This window comes from uncultured Lamprocystis sp. (assembly GCF_903933125.1).
Lineage (GTDB): Bacteria > Pseudomonadota > Gammaproteobacteria > Chromatiales > Chromatiaceae > Thiodictyon.
Genome location: NZ_CAIZIZ010000061.1, coordinates 1 through 21,783 on the forward strand (window position 1 = coordinate 1; position 21,783 = coordinate 21,783).

The window sequence follows — 21,783 nt, forward strand, 5'->3', positions numbered from 1 at the left end:
CGTAGGGTCCGCTGTGCGGACCGTCCGCGGCTGAAGCCTTGGATTCCAAACGGGTCTTTTCTGATGTTGATGGATCACTGTTCCACGGAGCGAGCTTTGGCGAAACCGCGGCTGAATCTGCCGGAGATCGAATCCTCCCTGCGCGCGGTGCAGCGGGACTTCGCGCGGATCAATGCCACCCTGGACAGTCCGCGCGACCCGCTGCGGGACGAGGTGCTGGACAACCTGCTGGCGGGTTATGAGTACGTCGACTCGCTGCTCGCGGCGGACTTGGACCCATTCGCGCTCGGCAACTCCAAACACCTTTTGCAGCTCAATTACCTGGTGCTGTGCGGAACTCGCGATCTGGCCTATGAGGAATGTGCCCGGCACGTTCGTGAGACCGAGCAGCGCTATTACGATGATACCAACCCCGGCGGCGCGCGCGCCTTCATGAATGCCATGGCCGACCAGCGCGGCAAGAGCGTCTGGCGGCGCGCGGCCGGTGCCTATATTCAGATGCTCTCGGCGCCCCAACTTTTCATCGAAGGAAACCACCGTACCGGTGCCCTGGTGATGAGTTGCCTGCTGTGTCGCAACGGCCACCCCCCATTCGTGCTCACGGTTGGCAACGCCAAGGCTTATTTCGATCCGTCCTCAGTCGTCAAGGGCTGCCGCAAACGCAGTTTTCACGCGCTCATGGCGATCCCGAAATTGCGCAAGTGTCTCGCCAAACTCATCGAGAAAGAGGCGGATCGACGCTTCCTCATCACTCAAAAGCGAACCTTCAGCGTCGCGCCCCCAAAGGGTGCCGTGGAGTAATCCGCATCCGCCAGTTTGTCGCCCTGGGCATTTTCCAGTCGCAGGTTGCCCGCCGTCTTGGCTCCGGCGACCAGGCTCAGACTGACGAAGCGCCCGAGGGTGCGCACGACGCCCAGGTAGATGGGGATGGATCTGTCCTGGCCCACGCCGTTGGGGGCCGGACCCTGATCGTTCAGGCGAAAGCGCTCGTTCTCATAACGCGCACCCAGACTGAGGGTCCAGGCGTCCGCGGGCCGCCATTCCAGGGCCAGGCCAGGCCCGCGGCTGGCCGCGAGACCGCCGCCGGTGTTCAGACTGAGGGTGTCGGTTATTTTCCAGTCCACCGCGAGGATCGGGAACACACTGGCGTCACCCTCGATCTCGGAGAAGGCGCCGAACCCAGGGCCGATGGTCAAGCGGTCGCTGACCCGGTAACTGGCGGCGGCCAGCACCCCGCCGAACGCCCCGTCATCCAGCGCGGCCCCGTCCTCCGCGGCCCAGCGCATGCTCGGCAGAACGAACAGGGTCCACCGGTCCCCCAGGCGAGCGTTCAGGCTGACCCCCGCCCGGGCGCTGCGGATGGTCGACCAGGGCGCGGCAGCAACGAGTTCCTGCGCACCGGCGGTGAAGTCGTACGCGAACTCAGCGTAACCCAGGTTCAGCCCGAGCCGCAGACTGGGCGTCAGGCGCCGGGAGACCCCGATGCGCAGCGCCGTTTCATCCATCGCGACGGTGCCGCCGCCATCGAGGTCCGAGCTGAATTGGTGAGCGCCCAGCGCCTCGATCGACAGACCCCAGGGTTTGGCCGGCGGTTCTGCCGCCCGGCCCCCGGACGAGACGAAGAGAAAAATCACCCCAAACCAGATAGTAGTCAATGGATGCATCGGAACGCCTCGTGTGGATTTCATACGCGATGGCTAAACCGCGTCTTAAAATGTATCTTTTTTAAATCTGTAAACCGCGCCAGCTCCAGCAATCGTCAAGTCTGCCGGGGCCGATCTTATCCAAAAACATCGCATACCGCGTTGGACGCGGTTTAGAGCAGGAACAGGGTCGCGAGTCCCAGGAAGATGAAGAATCCGCCGGAATCGGTCAGCGCGGTGACCAGCACCGAGCTGCCGAGCGCCGGATCGCGGCCAAGCCGCTGGCGGATCAGCGGAATCAGGACTCCCGCGGTGGCGGCCAGCAGCAGGTTGAGCGTCATGGCGCCGGTCATCACCAAACCCAGGTAGGGGTTCTGGTAGAGCCACCAGGCGAGGAGCCCAACCACGCCGCCCCAGACGATGCCGTTGATCATGGCGACGCCCAGTTCCTTGGCCAGCAGCCGCCACATGGCACTGGGGTCGACCCGGCCCATGGCGATCGCCCGCACGATCATGGTAATGGTTTGATTGCCGGCATTGCCGCCGATGCCGGCGACAATCGGCATCAGTGCCGCCAGGGCTACCAGCTTTTCGATCGAACCCTCGAACAGGTCGATCACCCGCGAGGCGGCAAAGGCCGTGATCAGATTGATCGCCAGCCAGGCCCAGCGATTCTGCACCGAACGAATGATGGGTGCGAAGATGTCTTCCTCTTCGCGCAGACCCGCGCTGCTCAGGATTTCCGCTTCGGACTCCTCGCGGATCTGGTCGACCATGTCGGCGACCGTGACGCGGCCAAGCACCCGCCGCTCCGCGTCGATCACCGGCACTGAAATGAGGTCGTAGCGTTCGAACGCCTTGGCAGCGTCCCCGGCGTCGTCCTCCGGGGCCAGGGTGATCAGCGACTGCCCCTTCATGACCGTGGAGACCAGCAAATCCTGCTCATTGATGAGCAAGGACTCCAGCGTCAGGATGCCGCGCAGGCGTTCCTCACGGTCGATGACGAACAGCTTGTCGGTATGATCGGGCAAGGCTTCGAACCGGCGCAGGTAGCGCAGCACCACCTCCAGGGTCACGTCCTCGCGCACGGTGACCATATCGAAGTCCATCAGGGCACCGACCGTCCCCTCCGGATAGGACATGGCGGCCCGGACCTGCTCCTGCTCCTCCTGGTCGAGCGAATCGAAGACATCCTGCATCACCTCCGGCGGCAGGTCGGGAGCCAGGTCGGCCAGTTCGTCCGCGTCCAGCGTTTCCGCCGCGGCCTTGAGCTCCTCGGGGTCCATGCGCTCGATCAGGGTGGCGCGGACGGCATCCGAGACCTCCAGCAGAATCTCGCCATCCTTGTCCGCGCGCACCAGATCCCAGATGAAGCGGCGGTCGTCGAGCGGCAGCGCCTCGAGGATCTCGGCGATGTCCGCGGGATGCAGGCGATCGAGCTTGCGCCTCAGCCGCGCCAGGGCTTGCCGGGAGGTGATGGATTCCACTAAATCCTGATGCGGCACGTGCTGGCGCTGGACCAACGTCTCGACCAGCCGGTGACGCGACAGCAGATCCTGGACGTCGTGCAGGTGGTGATGCAGGGCATCCGGATCAGGTGGCTTCTGCTCATTCATGCGTGCGGTGCCGAGTCTGGGGGTGGCGAACGGAGGAGGGGATTCAGGGCCGCACTCTAATGGAATCGGCTACCGCATGGCGAGATGCATCGGTGGGCGCAGCGCCCTGGCGTGAGCAATGACCGGCGCTCGAACACGGTGAGTCGCGGGGAAATCGCGACATCGTCCGGGATCTTGCTCAACGCCTGAGGCTAGGCGCCGTCCTGAATTCGCGGGTACGCTTGGCGACGTTGGTGCGGATGCCCGGCCTCCCGGTAATGCTGTCCAATCCGGGCCGGACGGTCGCGTCGGTCTCCTTGAACAAGGAAAGCCTTGCCGGCCGTCGCGCAGGGCAACTGGCGTATCTTCCCTGTCCTTGAGCGCTGTCAGCGCCACGGCGGCCTGGTCCGACACCGGTACCCCTGGCTTGTCAGATTCCCTGCCATTTCCAGTTCCGGATTTCCGGCAAATCCTCGCCGTGCCTGGCGATGTACTGCTTGTGTTCGATCAGTTTGTCGCGAATGGCTTGTTTGGCATAGGCCGCCTTGGGGCCGAGTTGCGGTACGCGATCGATCACGTCGGCGACCAGATCAAAGCGATCCAGTTCGTTCCTCACCACGGTATCGAAGGGCGTGGAGGTCGTGCCCTCTTCTTTGTAACCGCGCACGTGCAGGTTGCCGTGATTGGTGCGGCGGTAGGTGAGCCGATGGATCAACCAGGGATAGCCGTGATAGGCGAAGATGATCGGCTTGTCCGTGGTGAAGAGGACATCGAACGCGTCATCACTCAACCCGTGTGGGTGCTCGCGCTGCGGCTGGAGCTTCATCAGATCGACTACGTTGATCACCCGCACCTTGAGTTCGGGAAAGTGGGTCCGCAGCAACGCGACCGCGGCCAGGGTTTCGAGCGTCGGTACATCACCGGCGCAGGCCATGACGACATCCGGTTCGCTGCCCTGATCGTTACTGGCCCAGGGCCAGATGCCGATGCCGGCCGTACAGTGTTTGATGGCCGCATCCATGTCGAGCCACTGAGGGGCGGGCTGTTTGCCGGCCACGATGACGTTCACATAATTGCGGCTGCGCAAACAGTGGTCGGTCACCGACAGCAGGGTGTTGGCATCGGGCGGCAGATAGACACGGATGACCTCCGCTTTTTTGTTGATGACATGGTCGATGAAACCGGGATCCTGATGGCTGAAGCCGTTGTGGTCCTGACGCCAGACGTGAGATGACAGCAGATAATTCAGCGAGGCAATGGATCGGCGCCAGGGGATGTGATTGCAGACCTTGAGCCACTTGGCATGCTGGTTGAACATCGAATCGACGATGTGGATGAATGCCTCATAGCAGGAGAAAAAGCCGTGGCGGCCGGTGAGCAGATAGCCTTCGAGCCAGCCTTCACACTGATGCTCGCTCAACATCTCCATCACCCGGCCGTCCGGTCCGACATGATCGTCGCCGGGGACGATCTGCCCGGTCGAACAGCGGTCAGTCACTTCAAAGACCGCGCCCCAGCGGTTCGATGCCGTTTCGTCCGGGCTGAAGACGCGGAAAGTCTGCGGATTGAGCTTCACCACATCACGGATAAACTCGCCCTGGACCCGGGTGGCCTCAGCGTCCACGGCACCCGGCCGCGGGACGTCCACCGCGTAGTCGCTGAAGTCCGGCATCCGCAGGTCGCGCAGCAGCAGCCCGCCATTGGCATGCGGATTGGCGCTCATGCGCCGCTCGCCCAGCGGCGCCAGGGACGCGAACTCGGCGTTCAGTCGACCGGTGGCGTCGAACAACTCCTCCGGACGATAGCTCTTCAGCCAGTCTTCCAGTATCTCCAGATGCCCCGGATGGGTCATGTCGGCCATCGGCACCTGATGCGAGCGGAAGGTCCCTTCGGTGGCCTTGCCGTCCACACGGACCGGTCCAGCCCTTGGGCGAGCGCAGGATGATCATGGGCCAACGTGGACGGGTCTTGAAACCGAGGGTGCGGGCGTCGTTCTGGATGCGCTTGATGTCAGCGATCACGGTGTCGAGCGCGGCGGCCATGAGTTGGTGCATCTGTGCCGGATCGTCGCCCTCGACGAAATAGGGCGTATAGCCATAGCCGCGGAACAAGGCTTCCAGTTCGTCGCGCGGGATGCGGGCCAGCACCGTGGGGCCGGCGATCTTGTAGCCGTTCAGATGCAGGATGGGCAGTACGGCGCCGTCATGGACCGGATTGAGAAACTTGTTCGAGTGCCAGCTCGTGGCGAGCGGCCCGGTCTCCGCCTCGCCGTCGCCGACCACGCAGGCAACGATCAGGTCCGGATTGTCGAAGGCCGCACCGTAAGCGTGCGACAGCGAATAACCCAGCTCGCCGCCCTCGTTGATCGACCCGGGTGTCTCGGGCGCGACATGACTGGGGATGCCGCCAGGAAAAGAGAACTGCTTGAACAACCGCTGCATTCCCTCCTCGTCTTGAGCGATGTTCAGATAGACCTCGCTATAGGTGCCCTCCAGATAGGCGTTCGCTACTAATGCGGGACCGCCATGACCCGGTCCGGCAATGTAGATCATGCTGAGATCCTGGTCCTTGATGACGCGATTCAGATGCACGTAGATAAAGCTCAGGCCCGGCGTGGTGCCCCAGTGTCCGAGCAGGCGCGGCTTGATATGTGCCTGGGTGAGCGACTCTTTCAGCAGCGGGTTATCGTAGAGATAGATCTGTCCGACCGAGAGATAGTTCGCCGCACGCCAATACGCGTGCATCTTGCGCAGCAGTTCCGGATCGAGCGGCTTGGTCTTGGTAGTCATGTCGCAGTGTTCCAATGGGTCAATTTCGGTGCAGGGTCACGCCATCTGACTGATGGTCCTGCGAAAGCGGCTGAGCGCAATTGTGAAAAAGGCCGCGCCGATCCCGGCCAGCGCGAGGAATTGCGGCCAGACGACAGTGATGCCGGCGCCGCGGTAAAGAATCGCCTGACCGAGCGCGACAAAATGCGTGGTGGGTGCGGCCAGCATGATGTACTTCACCAGCTCCGGCATACTCTCGCGCGGCGTGGAGTTGCCCGAGAGCAATTGCAGCGGCAGCAGAATCAGCACCGCCAGCATCCCGAACTGCGGCATCGAGCGTGCCTGCGTGGCCATGAAGATGCCGATCGACGTGGTGGCAAACAGATGCAGCGCCGCGCCGGCCAGGAACAGCGCCAGTGCGCCTTCAATCGGAATACGTAATACGCCCTGTACGACAAACACCAGGGCCACCGCGGCGGCGAGCAACACCACCAGACCCATCGACCAGACCTTGGCCAGCATGATCTCGGCGGGCGTTACCGGCATTGCCAGCAGATGCTCGATGGTGCCGTGCTCGCGCTCGCGAATCAGGGCCGCGCCGGTCAGGATGATCGACAGCAAGGTCACGTTGTTGATGATCTCCATCAGGGCGCCGAACCAGGACTGCTCCAGGTTGGGGTTGAAGCGCATGCGCAGAGCCAATTCAACAGGCAAGGGGGCACTGCCGCGGTAACGCTGGACGAATTCAGTGACCTCGGCAAGTACCATTTGCTGCACATAGCCACTGCCGGTGAAGGCTTGGCTCATGCGGGTGGCATCTACATTGAGCTGGATGGCCGGCGCGCGGCCGGCGAGCACATCGCTCTGGAAATCCGGGGGGATATCCAGCGCGAAAGTGTAATCGCCGGCATCCATGCCCGGATCGATGCCGTTCGGTGAGATCATCGCCGGGGGATCGAAGCGCGGCGGATAAAAGACCGCGCTGATTCGCTGCGACAGCGGTGAGCCGTCCTCATCGACGATGGCAATCGGCGCCTTGTGCAGGGTTTCCGGCATCGCCGTGGCGGCGACATAAATGGAGACCGTGAACGTATAGGCAATCAGCACCAGCATCATCGGGTCGCGCGCCAGACTCCATAGCTCCTTGATCCCCAAGCGGTAGATCGTCGCCGCGCTGCGGCGCAGCGTCGAACCGGCGATTCGACTGGAGCCAGGATCGGCTTGCGGCATGCTCAGGTCTCCTGCTTTTTCAACAGGACGATCGACAGGCCCAGGATCACCGGTACCGCCAGCAGCAACGGCCAGAACGAGGCCTCCAGACCGACGAAATCCAGCCCCTTGTTGAAGACGCCGCGGCTGATCGTGAGGAAATGCGAGGCCGGATAGAGACGGCCGATGACCGCACCCACGCCTTCGAGTGAGGAGACCGGGTTCAACATGCCGGCGAATTGGATCGCCGGGATCATGGTGCCGATGATCGCCACGAACATCGCCGCGATCTGGCTGCGGGTGAAGGTGGAGGCAAAGAGCCCGAAGCCGGTCGAGAAAATCACGAAGAGCAGTGCTCCGGCGCTCAGTGCCAACAGGCTGCCCTTGATCGGCACACCGAAGACGGTGACGGCCAGCAGCGTCATCAGGGCGAAGTTGAGCATTGCCAGCACGATGTAGGGCAATTGCTTGCCGAGCAGGAATTCGCTGCGCGTGACCGGGGTGACATAGAGATTGATGATTGAGCCCAGCTCCTTTTCACGCACCACCGATAGCGCGGCGAGCATCGCCGGAATCATCAGCAACAGCATGGGGATGACCGCCGGCACCATCGCCGGCAGGCTTCTGACGTCGGGGTTGTAGCGGAAGCGGATCGCGATGGTCGCGGGAGCGGCCGCGGCACTCTGGCCGAGTCGGTGCACGGCCTGTTCCAGCAGCCAGCCCTGGTGCATGCCCTGCACATAGCCGCGCACCGTCTCGGCACGCACCGGCATGGCGCCGTCCACCCAGGCGCCGATTTGCACCTGATGCCCGCGCGTCAGGTCGCGTGCAAAGCCGGAGGGGATTTCGATGGCCAGGGCGAGCTTGCCGCCCCGCATTCGCCGGTCCAGGTCGGCATAGTCGACGAGCGGCGCACGTTCGATGAAATACCGCGAGCCCGACAGGTTCAGGGCATAGTTACGGCTCAACCCGGTCTGGTCGCGATCCAGGACCGCGTAGCTCAGGTTCTCCACATCCAGACTGATCCCGTAGCCGAAGACGAACATCAGGATGGCGGTGCCCAGAAGCGCCATGGTGGCGCGCACCGGGTCGCGCTGCAGTTCCAGCGTTTCGCGCCGGGTATAGCTCCAGGCGCGGGCCGGACTGAAGAACGGATTGGGGACCTTTTTCACCTGACCGTCGCTGGGCGCCGCCGGCGTCGCGGAGGGGACCGATTGAAGCGGCGGCGGGGCAGCCGACGTGTCGCCGCGCGCTCCAGCGTCTTCCAGGAAACCGATGAAGGCTTGCTCCAACGTGGCGGCGCCGCGCTGCCGCACCAGTTCAGCCGGGGCATCGGTAACGAGCACATGCCCGGCGTGCATCAGCGAGATCCGGTCGCAGCGCCCGGCCTCGTTCATGAAATGAGTGGAAATGAAGATCGTGACCTGATCATTGCGTGCCAGGTCGATCATCAATTGCCATAGACGGTCGCGTGCGATCGGGTCGACACCCGATGTCGGTTCATCGAGGATCAGGAGTTCAGGCTGGTGGACCATGGCCACGGCCAGGGAGAGGCGTTGGCGGATGCCCAGCGGGAGGGTGTCGGGCAGCGCGTCGAGCACATCATTCAGGCCGAAGCGCTGGACCATCGCGTCCACCCGCGCCGGGATCTCGGTCTCCGGCATCTGGAACAAACGTGCATGCAGCACCAGGTTCTGGCGCACCGACAATTCCGAATAGAGCGAGAAGGCCTGCGACATGTAGCCGACGCGCCGCCGGGTGGCGATGTCCTTGGGGTCGACCGCACGCCCGAACAAGGACGCCTGACCCTCGCTGGCCGGCAGCAGACCGGTCAGCATCTTCATGGTGGTGGACTTACCACAGCCGTTCGAGCCGATGAATCCGAAAATCTCACCGCGGCGGATGGACAGGTTCACGTGATCGACAGCGGTGAAGTCGCCGAAGCGCATGGTCAGGTCCGTCGCCTCGATCGCGATGTCGGCCCCAGTCGTCGGGTCGGCGTTCACCAACGGCGGGATGGTTACCGGCCGGTAGCCGCGCCGCCGCGCCTCCGGCAACAAGGCGATGAACGCGGCGTCCAGCGAGTCGGTTTCGGTACGCGCGAGCAATTCGGCGGGGGTGCCGGTGGCCAGGACGCGGCCGGCGTCCATGGCAACCAGCCAGTCGAAGCGCTGGGCCTCGTCCATGTACGCCGTGGCGACGATGACGCTCATGCCGGGGCGCTCGGTGCGGATGCCGGCGATCAGGTCCCAGAACTGGGCGCGGGCCAGCGGATCGACACCGGTGGTCGGCTCGTCCAGGATCAACAAGTCCGGGTCGTGGATCAGAGCACAGCACAGGCCGAGCTTCTGTTTCATGCCGCCCGACAGTTTGCCGGCCGGACGGGTCAGAAAGGCGGTCAGCCCGGTGCTTGCCGTCAGTGCATCGATGCGGCGGCGGCGCTCGATCGCCGGATGGCCGAACAGGCGGCCGAAGAATTGAAGGTTCTCCTCCACCGACAAAGTGGGATAGAGGTTCTTGCCCAGGCCCTGGGGCATGTAGGCGATATGCGGGCACACCCGCGCACGATGGCGGCTGCTGTGCATGTCGCCGCCCAGCGCCTGCACCCGGCCTTGCTGCACGGCGCGCGCGCCGGCCAACAGCGCCAGCAGGCTTGACTTACCCACGCCGTCCGGGCCGAGCAGTCCGACCATCCGTGCGGCCGGGAGATCCAATGTGATGTCGTCCAGTGCCGCGATCTTCCCATAGTGCAGGCTGACTCCGATCAGACCCGCGACGGGCGCCGGGGTGTCCCGCCCCGGTGAACCGTCGGTCGGCGACGCAGCATCCCCACTTTCCGGATTGCCGGATAAAGGCGCCTGGCCGGTCATTCCGGTAACTTGATCGCCAGGTTGGCCGGCCAGGGCACCTGTGCGTCAAGCTTGAGCCAGGCCAGTCCCGGCAGACCGGTTTTCACCAGCTTCAGATGTTTTAGCAGCAGCTCGCGGTCGATCTGCGCCTTGACCCGGAACATCAGCTTCTGCCGTTCGCTGGCCGTCTCCACCGTCTTGGGTGTGAACTGCGCGGTACTGGCGACATAGGACACCCGGGCCGGAATCACGTACTGCGGGATGGCATCGAGCACCAGGTGGACCTCGCTGCCCAGGGCCACCCGGCCGACCACCGTTTCGGGCAGAAAGAACGTCATGTACACGTCGCTGAGATCGACCAGATTGAGCACCTTGCCGCCCGCACCCAGGACCTCGCCGGGCTGCGCGACCCGGTATTGCACACGGCCGTCACGCGGCGACTTGAGCAGACTGTCCTGGATATCGGCCTCGACGCGCGCAATGGTCGCCTCGCTCGCCGTTACCCCGGAATCGGCACCGACCACCTGCGCCTCGGCGGCCGTGATCGCCGCGTCGGCCGCGGCCACCTGGGCCTCGGCACCGCTCAGTGTCGCCTGTGCACCGTGCACCCGGGCGCGATCGTCGTCGAGAACCTGGAGCGCGGTGACGCCTTTCTTGGCCAGCGTCTCGGAGCGCGCCAGGCGCCGCTCTGCCGCATCCAGTTCGCTCTCGCGCTGACCCACCATCGCCGTGGCGGCGGTACTGTCGCTGCGGCGCACGGCGACCTCGGCCTGGGCGCTGGCCACCGCGGTAACCGCCTGCTGGGACTGGGCACGCGCCTCATCGCGCTGCGCATCCAGCACATCGACCTGCATTTGGGCCAGCGGCTGCCCGGTCTGCACGAAGTCGCCCTCGTTGACCATGATCTCCAACACCCGCCCGGCGAGTTTGGTGGCGACGTCGATCTCGGTCGCCTCGATACGGCCATTGCCCTGGACGAAGGCGACACCCAAGCCCGCGGGTTGCAGGGCGAACCAGGCCAGGGCCGCGATCGCCACGGCAGCGCCGGCACCGACGGCCAGCGCCAGTTGTTTCTTGAACGCGGGAGTCATCATGGAAACTGCACCCTGAGTCCTGGTTGCTGCGATTTCAGTCCATTCTCAACGCCGGCCATTGCGCAATGGCCGGCCGATCAATGGCACAGCCGACGCCGCGTGGTGGTGAGGAACTCAGGCCGCGCCTGCGTGGCCCACCCCCGCGGCGCCGGCCCGGCGCGCCTCAGCGGGGCACCGTTTGATCCATCGGCTGCGGCATCCCGGCGGCTGCCGCGGCCGCGGCTTCAGCCTCATCGCGGGCCTGTCGGTTGGCTTCGGTGGGATAGGCGTGCGCCTTGGTATCGGCGGCGGTGGCCTCGTCCACCAAGGTTTGCTTGTTCTGCTCCGCCGTGCCGGGTGGCTGCCCTTGCGCCGTGTCAGTCGCCCTATCCGCCCGCTCCTGGACCGCCGCCGCGGCCTTGGCCTGGTCTGAGGCAGTCTGGGCGAAGAGTGGGCCGGACAGGGCGAGGGTGAGTGCGGTAACGGATGAAAGTATGCGTTGCTTCGTGAACATGGCCTGTTTCTCCAATATGGACGAGGGCATTGAGAGCGCCCTGTGGATAGGCGAACTTGAAGTGACCTTAGCCGAACAGTGTTGCGCCGTCCGTTCGGTACCGTACCTAGAGTGCCACGATCTGAACCGGACCTGGCCGAGTGGCGACGCGCCCGCTTACGGCATGTGCCGAAGGCGCAACATCGGGCGTTGGTGGTACCTGGACGATCTCCAGGCCCCACCAGCGTAGCGCGCAATAGCGCACCCTAACTCCGCTTGACGCCGCCAGTTGGACGCGCATCGTGTCACTGGACTCCGACCGCCCTGAAAGAAAAGCGAGGAAAGTGCGACATTAGACCTCCATCGTTCCAACAATGAGGCCGGAATCCAGTACCAAGGCTACTTGGGAGTAGCGCAATCAAGAACTTTGAATTCGACCCGCCGATCAAGGGCGTCACGGGCATCATCGGTGCCAATACCGACAAGCGTCTCCCGCGATCCCATGCCGCTCGCTATCGTTCGGCTGCTCAGGGTCGGTGCGTCAGCTTCCAAGCGCTGCTTGATTTGCTGCGCTCGCAGCAATGACAAGCGTTCGTTGATCGGTTCGGGACCCGTGCGGCTCGTATGTCCGACCACCTCTAGACAGCCCTGCCTCTGGGCTGTCCGCTGAGCGATCTGTCCCAACCACATCGGATACTGCCCCGCGACCTGCCGATTGCCGACCAGTTCGGTCGAACCGGGCCTGAACAGGAACTTGACCCCCAGGCGATTATTGGTGAGACCAAAATCGACGAGTTGCGCGAACGCCTGGGCTGCCTCGCCGCGCCGACCCAAATTCCAGTTAGTGAGGTAAAGTCCATTGAGTACCCGCAATTGATCGCCGCCAACGGATCGGCGCGCCTGTTGGTAAAGCTCCAGCGACTGCTGGTACCGACCGTTATCATACGCGTCAATCGCTTCATTGATCAGGCCCGCGGCCATGATACGATCCCAGTAGAGCGGATTGATGGGGTCACCAGGTTTGGTTCCCTGACAGGTCTTGATATAACCCTCAGTAGCTGGGTCCGGCGCCCAGGTTGGACTGTCCTTGAAGAACTTGGTTGGTGTGATATTGACACCCTCCGGTTGCGCGAATTCTCTGGCCTTGGAGACTATTTTTCCGGACTTGATGTCGAGCAACGCCAGGCAGATGCGGAAAGCCTCGCGCACCCCGGCGGTATTTCCTTGCTGATTGACCGGGGTGAAGGTTCCAATGAAGACGAGCGGGGATTTCGCTACATTGGACGCCGTGAATGGCTGCACATCGAATTGTGGGTATTTTGCCTTGACGAGATCGACGATGCGTGCCTCCATGGACTGCGTCGCGGTCGATTGTACCGCCGTTGCCCCGTCAATCAGAGGGTCGATTACCAGCATCTTCCTCACTGCCGTTCCGGACCCGGTCAACGGCGACGCGGCCTTGGCGAACAGACCATTGGCCGCCTTTAAAACGGCGTCGCTATATGGGATCGCCGTTATTGGAGGTGCCGGACTGGCGGTCGGAGGCCCGCCAGGAGGAACCGCACATCCAGCCAGGGACACGATCAGGGTCAATGCCAACAGATGAGGTGCGCACCTTGCCTGATGAGTTTTTTGGTCAATCATTATATGTTTGCTCCAACTGGTGGTTGATGAGAACAAGCGATCCGAAAGTCTCAACGTCAGTGCATCATCGACACTCCTTCAATAACGCTCTATCCGAGGCTGACAAGGGCTCCCCGAGTTGCATCTTTGACAGTAGATTGCCGCAACGCGCGGGCACCGCTCGACCAGAACGGCGCGGCTGATTGTTGGCCTTTGGAACTGCTTTCGCGGCCTTTGGCACCTCCTTCACTGTCGGCTTCGGCTTTAATTGAGCTGGCGGCTTGCTGGGCGTTGCCCGACGCGGCGGCACTGGCGTGACCACCGCGGGACGGGATGGCGGTTGCGGTTTAGTCTCGCGTTCCGGCGGCGGGATCAAAGGAGAGGCTACTGGCGCCGGGGGGGGCTCTTGGCTCTTCGCCGGCGGCTCGGCGGGCGCTGCTGGTTGGGCAACGGGCACCGCTGCCGGTTGCGTCGGCCGCGCACCTCGCTCCTCGCTGAGCGGCTCACTCACGGCAGGGACAGCGGCAGCGCCCGGTGCGGTCTCGGTAACCGGCGACGGGTCTGACACCGAAGGCGCGGTCGGTTGCCTCGGACCATCGCTCGCTTGGTCATTGTCCTTCTCCGCCGCGGGAGGAAGGGAGACAGCAGGATCTCGAGGCTCAGTCCACCGGGCCGCTTCGGGTTCGACCGGCGCCATCGGTGTCTCCGGGCCGCCTTCGTGCGGGAGGACGTCACGTAAGGGTCTGGCGATTTCCGGCAGAAGGGGGGGAACCGGGGTCGGTGGACGCGCCGGTTCCGCATTCACTTCAGATGCCGCTGCCGGCTGTGAGACCGCCGGTTCCGTCGCCTGTTCTGCGCGCTGCTCATCGGTCAGCGGCAGAGGCTCCGGTCCTTGGTCTGCCGCTTGCTGTGACGGCTGTTCATTCACCCGGTAGATCAGCCAACTCATGGCCAGCACAAGACCGCCGAACGCGATCAACAGAAGCAGCCGGAAGGGTACTCGCCAAGTCCTGCGCGACACCTGAACCGGCGGTCGCAGGTCTGGAATGTCCTGCTGCGGGCGAGGCCAATGGCGTAGCAACTCACCCATGCTCTGCGGGCGATTGATCGGGTCAGGTTGCAGCATCACCCGCAATTGCGACCGTAGCCCGGCCTCGACCTGCGATAGATCGGGGACCTGCTGACGGGCCAGGACCGCAGTGCCCAGCGACTCGCCCATGGCGAGCGGCTTGCCGATCGCTGCCGCCAGCACCAGGCCCAGACTGTAGATATCGCAGACTGGTCTGATCTCACCGCCGAACAGGCCAAGTTGTTCAGGCGCGGCATAACGCAATTTGCCGGCAAACGATGTCCCGATGATGGTGGTCGCCGCGGAGTTAGCCAACTTGGCGATTCCGAAATCGATCAGTTTGGCTTGCTCTACCCTGCCTTCTGGCAGGATCACGTTATCTGGTGACAGATCGCGGTGGGTTATCCCCCGGGCGTGCGCCGATTCCAGACCGCCCGCGAGCCGGTCCCGCAGCCGATAAACCTCATCGATAGAGAGCGCGCGCTGCTTGAGGACCTGGGACAGGGACGGCCCATCAACAAACTCCATGACGAGATAACAGGTCCTCTTCTCATCTCGGAAAAAGCCTTCATAGCTCACCACCGCATCATGGCGAATACCACTCAGGGTTGCTGCTTCACGCCGAAAGAGCTCCAGTACGTCAGCCGCGCTTTCTGTGCCGGTCAGCTCCGGCTTGATGATCTTGACTGCATGCCGAGTCCCCAACTCGGTATGGCGCACCAGATAGACGGCACCCATTCCTCCCGACGCCAGCAGCCGTTCCACTTCATAGGTGTGCAGCAGCAAAGTGCGAGGCCGGAGCGTGGCGTCGACGATGACAGTGTTTCCCTCCTGGATCACGGTGCTTTCATTCGCCATGGTGGCTCCGTAGACAGGGACTCAAAAAATCAATACCTTATCATGGTCCGCGGCTCCTATCGTACCTCAGATACCCGACAGTTATAATATGGTATTCTTGGTGAAGTATAGGTCACTTTCCTGTCATATGAACAGATATTTGCATGAGACTGGGTGGTACGATCCGTGGTAGCAACAAGGCCGGCGCGCCAAGGTGCGCGAGAGAAAGCGAGGCACCTTCGCCGTGGCAGTGGCGACGGCGATCGGGCCCTGTGCGCCGTGCCGATCGCGCGGTGGCCGGGTTTATGACCAAGGCCTGACGGCGGCACATGGGGCATCAGGCCCCCGTGGTCACGCGGTGACGATGCGCCCGCAGCACGTGACCCGGCGCGTCCGGACCGCCTGCTGATCATCGAGGGGTACTGACGCCGCCGGGCGTATAATCGCCTTGGCAAAAGCCGGCGCGGCGTCTAATGTTCCGCTCAGCGCTTCACCGTGATCGTTTGGCCTTGATCACGGCTTCGGCCACGCGGCGCAGCAGGGCCTCGATCAAGATTCCGGCCACTTGGGCTCGCCGGGTGCGTAGTCAGGCCATCCTGGCCTGATACCGTCAGGGCTGGAAGCCCTGACTACGCAAGCCGCTGGCCGGAATTTCGATCACGGCCGCTTAGCGTAGTCCACCAGCGGCGGCGCGGGATTCCGTGGACTGCGCCAGTGCTTGTCCACCCTAGGGCCGGAATGATGAGCAAGGCCTCATTCTGTAACCATGAGCATTGACCCGGACACGCCCGATGCCAGCCAGTCAAGCCACCCGATCGATCTCGGTCGACACCGTGTTGGGACCCGATGCGCTGCTGCTCGCGCGCATGGCCGCCGAGGAGCACCTCAGCCGACCGTTCGAGTATGAACTCGCGCTGCTGAGCGAACGCCACGATATCCGCGCCGAGGATCTGCTCGGCACGCCGGCCACGGCCTCGCTGCGCCTCGCCTCGGGCGGGCACCGCTTTTTCAACGGCTTCGTCAACCGCTTCGCCTATGTCGGTTTCGCCGGGACCTATGCCCTCTATCGCGCCAACCTGGCGCCCTGGATCTGGTTCCTGTCGCGGACCTCCGACTGCCGCATTTATCAGGACCAGACGGTCCCGGAGATCGTCAAGTCAGTCTTCCGCGACCACGGCTTCACCGATTTCGCTGAACGGCTTTCCGGCACCTATCGCCCCTGGACCTACTGCGTCCAGTACCGCGAGACCGACCTGAACTTCGTGCAGCGACTGCTCGAACATGAGGGTATCTACTATTTTCATGAACAGGCCGACGGCAAGCACACCCTGGTGCTGGCGGATGACCGCAGCGCCCACACCGCGGCACCGGGTTACGAACAGGTCGTCTATTTTCCCCCGGGCCAGACCCAGCCGCACGACCTGGAGCGCATCAACGACTGGAGTGTCGCCACCGAGGTGCGCCCCGGGGCCTTTGCGCACACGGCTTTCGATTTCACCGCACCACGCAAGAACCTGCTCGCCCGCCGCAGTGCTCCCAAGCAACATGCGCAGGCCGGACTTGAGGTGTTCGACTTCCAGGGCGATTACATCGAGACCGCGGACGGAGAGGGCTATGCCCGCATCCGACTGGAGGAGCACCAGGCCGAGCACGCGCTCGCAGAGGCCGCCGGCAACGCCCGGGGCCTCGCCTGTGGCGGCCTCTTCACCCTGACGGAGCATCCGCGGGACGATCAGAACGGCGAATATCTCATCGTCGCGGCGAGTTATCGGCTGCACTCCGACGACTATGGGTCGGTGGACTCAGCACCGCCGGGTCCGGTCTTTGCCTGCAACCTCAGCGCCATGGATGCCCAGATCCCTTACCGGCCGCCGCGCGCCACCCCCAAACCCACAGTGCGGGGTCCGCAGACCGCCGTCGTCGTCGGCAAGGCCGGCGAGGAGATCTGGACCGACAAATACGGACGGGTCAAGGTGCAGTTCCACTGGGACCGCTACGGCAAGGCCGACGAGACCAGTTCCTGCTGGGTGCGGGTCGCTCAGGCCTGGGCCGGCAAGAATTGGGGGGGCATGATGATCCCGCGTATCGGCCAGGAGGTCATCGTCGATTTCCTGGAGGGCGACCCGGATCAGCCGATCATTACCGGCCGGGTCTACAACGGCGACCAGATGCCGCCGTGGGACCTGCCGGCCAACATGACGCAATCGGGCCTCCTGACCCGCTCCAGCAAGGGTGGCGCCGGGGCGAACGCCAACGCCATCCGCTTCGAGGATAAGAAGGGCGCCGAGCAACTCTGGCTCCACGCCGAGAAGAATCAGGACATCGAGGTCGAGAACGACGAGACCCACTGGGTCGGTCACGACCGCACCAAGACCATCGACCACGACGAGACCACCCACGTCAAGCATGATCGCACCGAGACGGTCGACAATAATGAAACGATCACCATCCATGGCAATCGGACTGAAACGGTCGACAAGAACGAGCGCATCACCATCGGCGGCGGACGCACCGAGAACGTCGCCAAAGACGAAAGCATTACCATCGGCGGCGGACGTACCGAGAACGTCGCCAAAGATGAAAGTATCACCATCGGCGGCGGACGCACTGAGGCCGTCGCCGAAGACGAAAGCATCACCATCGGCAGCGGACGCACCGAGAACGTCGGCAAAGACGAAAGCATCACCATCGGCGGCGGACGCACCGAGAACGTCGCCAAAGACGAGCGCATCACCATCGGCGGCGGACGCACCGGGAATGTCGGCAAGAACGAGAGCGTCACCATCGGGGAGGCGCGCACCGTCTCGATCGGCAAGGACGACAGGCTGTCGGTCGGCAAGAACCTGTCCATCACCGCCGCCGATTCGATCACCATCACAACCGGCAGCGCCAGCATCACCATGAAGAAAGACGGGACCATCACCATCAAGGGCAAGGACATCACCATCGAGGGATCCGGCAAGATCAACGCCAAGGCTTCCGGCAACATCACGATGAAAGGCTCGAAAATCCTGCAGAACTGACGCAAACCGCTCGGATTTGAGATCTACACCATGAGCCACAGCTTATCGATCGACACATTGGCCACCGCGGGCGTCACGGAGGTCTCCGCCCCGGACCTGCTCAGCCCCCTGCTCCAGGCGCCGACGTCTCAGCGCTCGGGTGCCGCCGAGCCCCTCGGCCTGATCGTCGGGGAATTGATCGCACTGACCGACGAGGGCCGCACCCCGCTCGTGCGCTACCCCGGACAACCAGGCCATGCCGCACTTCCCGCACGCACCGTCATCGACCTGCACGGCGCGCATATCGGGCACCACGTGACACTGATGTTCGAGGGTGCCGATCCGCACCGGCCCATCGTGATGGGTGTCCTGCGTGACATCGCCGGCTGGCCGCTCCCGGACCGGCCCGCCGCTGTCGAGGTCGATGCCGACGGCGAACGGCTGGTGGTAAGCGCGCAGGAGAGTCTGGTGCTGCGCTGCGGCAAGGCCAGCATCACCCTCACCAAGGCCGGCAAGGTCCTGATCGAGGGCGCCTACGTCCTCAGCCGCTCCTCGGGCGTCAATCGCATCAAGGGCGGCGCGGTGCAACTCAACTGAGCGGCGACCAGCGAGGCCAAGCCCGGAAGACCCCCATGGAACTGATCAACGCCACTCGTATGGTTGCCGGCTACACCATGGGTATGGAACCCAGCGGACGGGAACTGTTGGTCGTGGTCATCAAGGGCACCTTCGCCCTGCCGCGGACCTCGGGCGAATCGCTACGCCTGGCGGAAGCGCAGTTGCCGCTGGTCATGGCCGATACCTTCACGGGCGCACCGGGTTTTTCAGCGCCGGTCTATGAAGTGGACTTCGCGCCGCGCAAGCAACGGATGGACATCCTGCTCCTGGGAAGCGCCTATGCACCGGGTGAACGGCCGGCAACCCGGGTTCCGGTCAGCCTGCGGGTCAATGGCATCACCAAGTCATTTGCGGCCGTCGGCATGCGGCTCTGGCAGGTCGCCTCGACCGGGGTGAGCGTCAGCGCACCCCATCCATTCACCGTGATGCCGATCGGTTACGACCGCGCCTTCGGCGGTGTCGACAATCGTCACCAAGACGCCGCTAAGCACGCCGCCTTCATGCGCAATCCGGTCGGTAAGGGATTCCATCGGCACCTCAAGGGTGACTGGGTCGACGGGGCGCCACTGCCCAACACCGAGGAACTCAACCGGCCGATCGCGCGGCCCGACGGCGACTACCTCCCGATGGCGTTCGGCCCCATCGGTCGCGGCTGGGAGCCGCGGCTCCGCTACGCCGGCACCTATGACCAGCGCTGGCTCGACGAGGACTTTCCCTTTCTGCCGCCCGATTTCGACGACCAGTATTACCAGGCCGCGCCACTGGACCAGCAGATTCAGACCCCGGCCGGCGCCATTGAGGTCGGACTCATTAATCTGACCCCAGACGGGCGCCGCCGCTTCAGCCTCCCGCCCTTCGATGCACCGGTGCACATCTTTCCGAAGCGCGGCGACCGGGAAGACTTCAAGGCGACCCTCGATACCCTGGTGCTGGAACCCGATCAGGAGCGATTCACCCTGACTTGGCGGATTACCAGGCCGCTCAAAAAGAACATGTTTGAGATTGCTCAGATCCTGGTCGGCAAGAAGGGGCAGGATTGGTGGCAGGCGCGCGAGGAGATTGCCTTCCCGATTCCGCTGGCCCCGGAACCGGACTCGGAACCGGCCGCCGAATCCGAGCCCGTCGCGTAGAACCGTCATGATCGCCCAGCCCATTGCGATCAAGAGCACCGGTCTGGTGACCAGCGTCGGCATGTCCGCGCCCGCCTCCTGCGCCGCGATTCGCGCGAAGATCAGCAACCCCACCGAGACGCGCTTCATAGGCAGCGACGGCGAGTGGATCATGGCGCATCAAGTGCCGCTGGAGCAGCCATGGCGTGGTCGCACCAAGCTCGCCAAAATGGCGGCGATGGCGATTGCCGAGTGTCTGGACCTGATCCCGCGCGAATCTTGGCCCACCATCCCGCTCCTGTTGTGCGTGGCTGAACGGGAGCGTCCCGGGCGACTCGATGGCCTGGACAACCAATTACTGCTTGACATCGAGAGCGAGTTCGGGATGCGATTCGCCGTCGGATCAGCCGTTATCCCGCATGGCCGAGTCAGTGCGACCATGGCGCTCGCCGAGGCACGCAAGCTCATTTACAGCGACAAGGTACCCCAGGTGGTCATCACCGCGAGCGACAGCCTATTGACTTGGCCGACATTGAGCGTATACGACCGTGCGGGTCGCCTGCTGACACCGACTAACTCGAATGGCTTCATGCCGGGCGAGGCTGGCGCGGCGCTGCTGGTCGGCAGACCCGGCGACACGACCGAAGTGCGCTGCACCGGTATCGGCTTCGGTCGCGAGCAGACCAACATCGACTCCGACCGGCCGCTGCGAGCAGATGGCCTTGCCGCGGCGATCCGCGCGGCATTGAGCGAGGCCGGCTGCGGGATGCATCACTTGGACTACCGAATCACTGACCTCTCCGGCGAACAGTACTACTTCAAGGAGGCGTCACTGGCAGTATCGCGCATCCTGCGCAAGCGCCGGCCATGTCTCGACCTCTGGCACCCGGCGGAGTCCATCGGCGAGGCCGGTGCCGCTGTGGGCCTTGTCATCGCTGCCACGGCCAGTGCCGCCTGGCAAAAGGCCTACTCTGTCGGACCTGATATCCTCGTGCACATGGGCAACGATGGAGGCCAACGGGCCGCCGCGATCCTTCGGTGTTCCGGTCATGGCTAATCAGGTCTTCGCAAACAACATGGAAGTCTCCTGTAAGGCCGGGGCCGGTAAGAGCATTTGTGCATTTCCGGATGTTTGTTTCACCCCCCCCGAAAACCCCGCAACCCCGCCTGGTGTCCCGATTCCTTACCCGAATACCGGCATGGATTCGGATGCCACGGACGGTTCGACGACCGTCAGTATCGGCGGTCAGCAAGTGATGCTCAAGAACAAGTCCTGCTTCAAGACAAGTTCTGGTGACGAAGCGGGCTGTGCTGCGAAGAAAGGGGTCGTGACCAGCGTAAACCGTGGAAAAGTGTACTTCACCGCCTGGTCGATGGACGTGAAATTTGAAGGGGAGAATGTCGTTCGGCATCTTGACCTGACGACGCACAACCATGCGAGCATGCCGGGCAACAGCGGACCTTGGCCTTTCGTTGATGAACTGGCGACTCCGGGAATTGACGAGAAGTGTAAGGAGGATCGCGAACGTGAGCAGGATGCCTGTGGCTATGACAAGAAAAAAAAGGCATACACGATGTCCGCCTCGAAGTGTTGCCGGAGTACTGAGTGCCAGCAGGCGCGCAAATGTATGCTGGTGCCCTATGGGGGGAAGGGCTCTCCCAACTGCTGCAAACCTCAAGTGGCACATCACATTGTTCCCAATTCGCTGTTGCAGGGAGGCCGCGACGATTCGTCGGCCAATGTCAACGGACTGGCAAGCTCGACTTTGGCCATTTTTGCCTGAGGCCGGGCGCTGTGCACGGGTGGGCTGGACCAGGGCCGGCGGCTCCTGCGGAGGTGGCGGCAGCGGGAGACCGGCGGTATCGTCTGAAGTCGACCAAAACACCAGCCGTCA

At 63.6% G+C, this 21,783-nt stretch carries 14 protein-coding genes and 1 pseudogene; 6 read left to right on the forward strand and 9 right to left on the reverse strand.

What is annotated here, in order from left to right; translation table 11 throughout:
* The first annotated feature begins 96 nt into the window (after positions 1–96).
* Positions 97–801 (forward strand): hypothetical protein, encoded by a 705-nt coding sequence (locus QZY03_RS02620; protein ID WP_295578018.1) that lies wholly within the window; start codon positions 97–99, stop codon positions 799–801.
* Here QZY03_RS02620 and QZY03_RS02625 read toward each other — a convergent pair.
* The 9 genes and pseudogenes from QZY03_RS02625 to QZY03_RS02665 form a co-directional block, all read right to left on the reverse strand.
* On the reverse strand, positions 753–1,664 hold the full coding sequence (locus tag QZY03_RS02625; protein ID WP_295578020.1) for a hypothetical protein: 912 nt from the start codon (positions 1,662–1,664) through the stop codon (positions 753–755). The genes QZY03_RS02620 and QZY03_RS02625 overlap by 49 nt on opposite strands.
* Positions 1,665–1,816: 152 nt before the next feature.
* Positions 1,817–3,259: a magnesium transporter gene (gene mgtE / locus QZY03_RS02630; RefSeq protein WP_295578022.1), complete on the reverse strand. Its 1,443-nt coding sequence runs from the start codon at positions 3,257–3,259 to the stop codon at positions 1,817–1,819.
* Between the two features lie 409 nt (positions 3,260–3,668).
* Positions 3,669–6,027 (reverse strand): annotated as a pseudogene (locus QZY03_RS02635) (phosphoketolase).
* Positions 6,028–6,063: 36 nt separating this feature from the next.
* Complete coding sequence (locus QZY03_RS02640; protein ID WP_295578024.1) at positions 6,064–7,236, reverse strand: ABC transporter permease; 1,173 nt, start codon at positions 7,234–7,236, stop codon at positions 6,064–6,066.
* A 2-nt stretch (positions 7,237–7,238) separates the two neighbouring features.
* Positions 7,239–10,085, reverse strand: a complete 2,847-nt coding sequence (gene rbbA / locus QZY03_RS02645) for a ribosome-associated ATPase/putative transporter RbbA (RefSeq protein WP_295578026.1) — start codon at positions 10,083–10,085, stop codon at positions 7,239–7,241.
* Entirely contained in the window at positions 10,082–11,158 is a 1,077-nt protein-coding gene (locus tag QZY03_RS02650) for an HlyD family efflux transporter periplasmic adaptor subunit (protein ID WP_295578029.1), read from the reverse strand. Before QZY03_RS02650 ends, rbbA begins: the two co-directional genes overlap by 4 nt.
* A 163-nt stretch (positions 11,159–11,321) precedes the next feature.
* A complete protein-coding gene (locus tag QZY03_RS02655; protein WP_295578031.1) occupies positions 11,322–11,651 on the reverse strand; it encodes a hypothetical protein in 330 nt (109 codons plus the stop codon).
* A 378-nt stretch (positions 11,652–12,029) separates the two neighbouring features.
* Entirely contained in the window at positions 12,030–13,274 is a 1,245-nt protein-coding gene (locus QZY03_RS02660; RefSeq protein WP_295578033.1) for an OmpA family protein, read from the reverse strand.
* Between the two features lie 64 nt (positions 13,275–13,338).
* Entirely contained in the window at positions 13,339–15,180 is a 1,842-nt protein-coding gene (locus QZY03_RS02665; RefSeq protein WP_295578035.1) for a serine/threonine protein kinase, read from the reverse strand.
* A 770-nt stretch (positions 15,181–15,950) separates the two neighbouring features.
* Here QZY03_RS02665 and QZY03_RS02670 point away from each other — a divergent pair.
* From QZY03_RS02670 to QZY03_RS02690, 5 genes are read left to right on the forward strand one after another with little or no spacing between them, the layout of a single operon-like run.
* A complete protein-coding gene (locus QZY03_RS02670; RefSeq protein ID WP_295578037.1) occupies positions 15,951–18,182 on the forward strand; it encodes a type VI secretion system Vgr family protein in 2,232 nt (743 codons plus the stop codon).
* A gap of 30 nt (positions 18,183–18,212) precedes the next feature.
* Entirely contained in the window at positions 18,213–18,758 is a 546-nt protein-coding gene (locus tag QZY03_RS02675; protein ID WP_295578040.1) for a DUF6484 domain-containing protein, read from the forward strand.
* Between the two features lie 35 nt (positions 18,759–18,793).
* Positions 18,794–19,909 carry a DUF2169 domain-containing protein gene (locus QZY03_RS02680; protein ID WP_295578042.1) on the forward strand — a complete coding sequence of 372 codons (1,116 nt, stop codon included), beginning with the start codon at positions 18,794–18,796 and terminating at the stop codon, positions 19,907–19,909.
* A gap of 7 nt (positions 19,910–19,916) precedes the next feature.
* On the forward strand, positions 19,917–20,945 hold the full coding sequence (locus QZY03_RS02685; protein ID WP_295578044.1) for a hypothetical protein: 1,029 nt from the start codon (positions 19,917–19,919) through the stop codon (positions 20,943–20,945).
* Complete coding sequence (locus tag QZY03_RS02690; protein WP_295578046.1) at positions 20,938–21,672, forward strand: DUF4150 domain-containing protein; 735 nt, start codon at positions 20,938–20,940, stop codon at positions 21,670–21,672. The genes QZY03_RS02685 and QZY03_RS02690 overlap by 8 nt, the downstream gene beginning before the upstream one ends.
* Positions 21,673–21,783: the final 111 nt, after the last annotated feature.

Excerpts from the sequence above, each read along its gene's own strand:
- QZY03_RS02690 (WP_295578046.1), top strand. The coding sequence starts at position 20,938 with ATGGCTAATCAGGTCTTCGCAAACAACATGGAAGTCTCCTGTAAGGCC.
- QZY03_RS02655 (WP_295578031.1), bottom strand. The coding sequence starts at position 11,651 with ATGTTCACGAAGCAACGCATACTTTCATCCGTTACCGCACTCACCCTC.
- QZY03_RS02670 (WP_295578037.1), top strand. The coding sequence starts at position 15,951 with ATGCCAGCCAGTCAAGCCACCCGATCGATCTCGGTCGACACCGTGTTG.
- QZY03_RS02660 (WP_295578033.1), bottom strand. The coding sequence starts at position 13,274 with ATGATTGACCAAAAAACTCATCAGGCAAGGTGCGCACCTCATCTGTTG.
- rbbA (WP_295578026.1), bottom strand. The coding sequence starts at position 10,085 with ATGACCGGCCAGGCGCCTTTATCCGGCAATCCGGAAAGTGGGGATGCT.
- QZY03_RS02680 (WP_295578042.1), top strand. The coding sequence starts at position 18,794 with ATGGAACTGATCAACGCCACTCGTATGGTTGCCGGCTACACCATGGGT.
- mgtE (WP_295578022.1), bottom strand. The coding sequence starts at position 3,259 with ATGAATGAGCAGAAGCCACCTGATCCGGATGCCCTGCATCACCACCTG.
- QZY03_RS02650 (WP_295578029.1), bottom strand. The coding sequence starts at position 11,158 with ATGATGACTCCCGCGTTCAAGAAACAACTGGCGCTGGCCGTCGGTGCC.
- QZY03_RS02675 (WP_295578040.1), top strand. The coding sequence starts at position 18,213 with ATGAGCCACAGCTTATCGATCGACACATTGGCCACCGCGGGCGTCACG.
- QZY03_RS02625 (WP_295578020.1), bottom strand. The coding sequence starts at position 1,664 with ATGCATCCATTGACTACTATCTGGTTTGGGGTGATTTTTCTCTTCGTC.
- QZY03_RS02685 (WP_295578044.1), top strand. The coding sequence starts at position 19,917 with ATGATCGCCCAGCCCATTGCGATCAAGAGCACCGGTCTGGTGACCAGC.
- QZY03_RS02665 (WP_295578035.1), bottom strand. The coding sequence starts at position 15,180 with ATGGCGAATGAAAGCACCGTGATCCAGGAGGGAAACACTGTCATCGTC.
- QZY03_RS02640 (WP_295578024.1), bottom strand. The coding sequence starts at position 7,236 with ATGCCGCAAGCCGATCCTGGCTCCAGTCGAATCGCCGGTTCGACGCTG.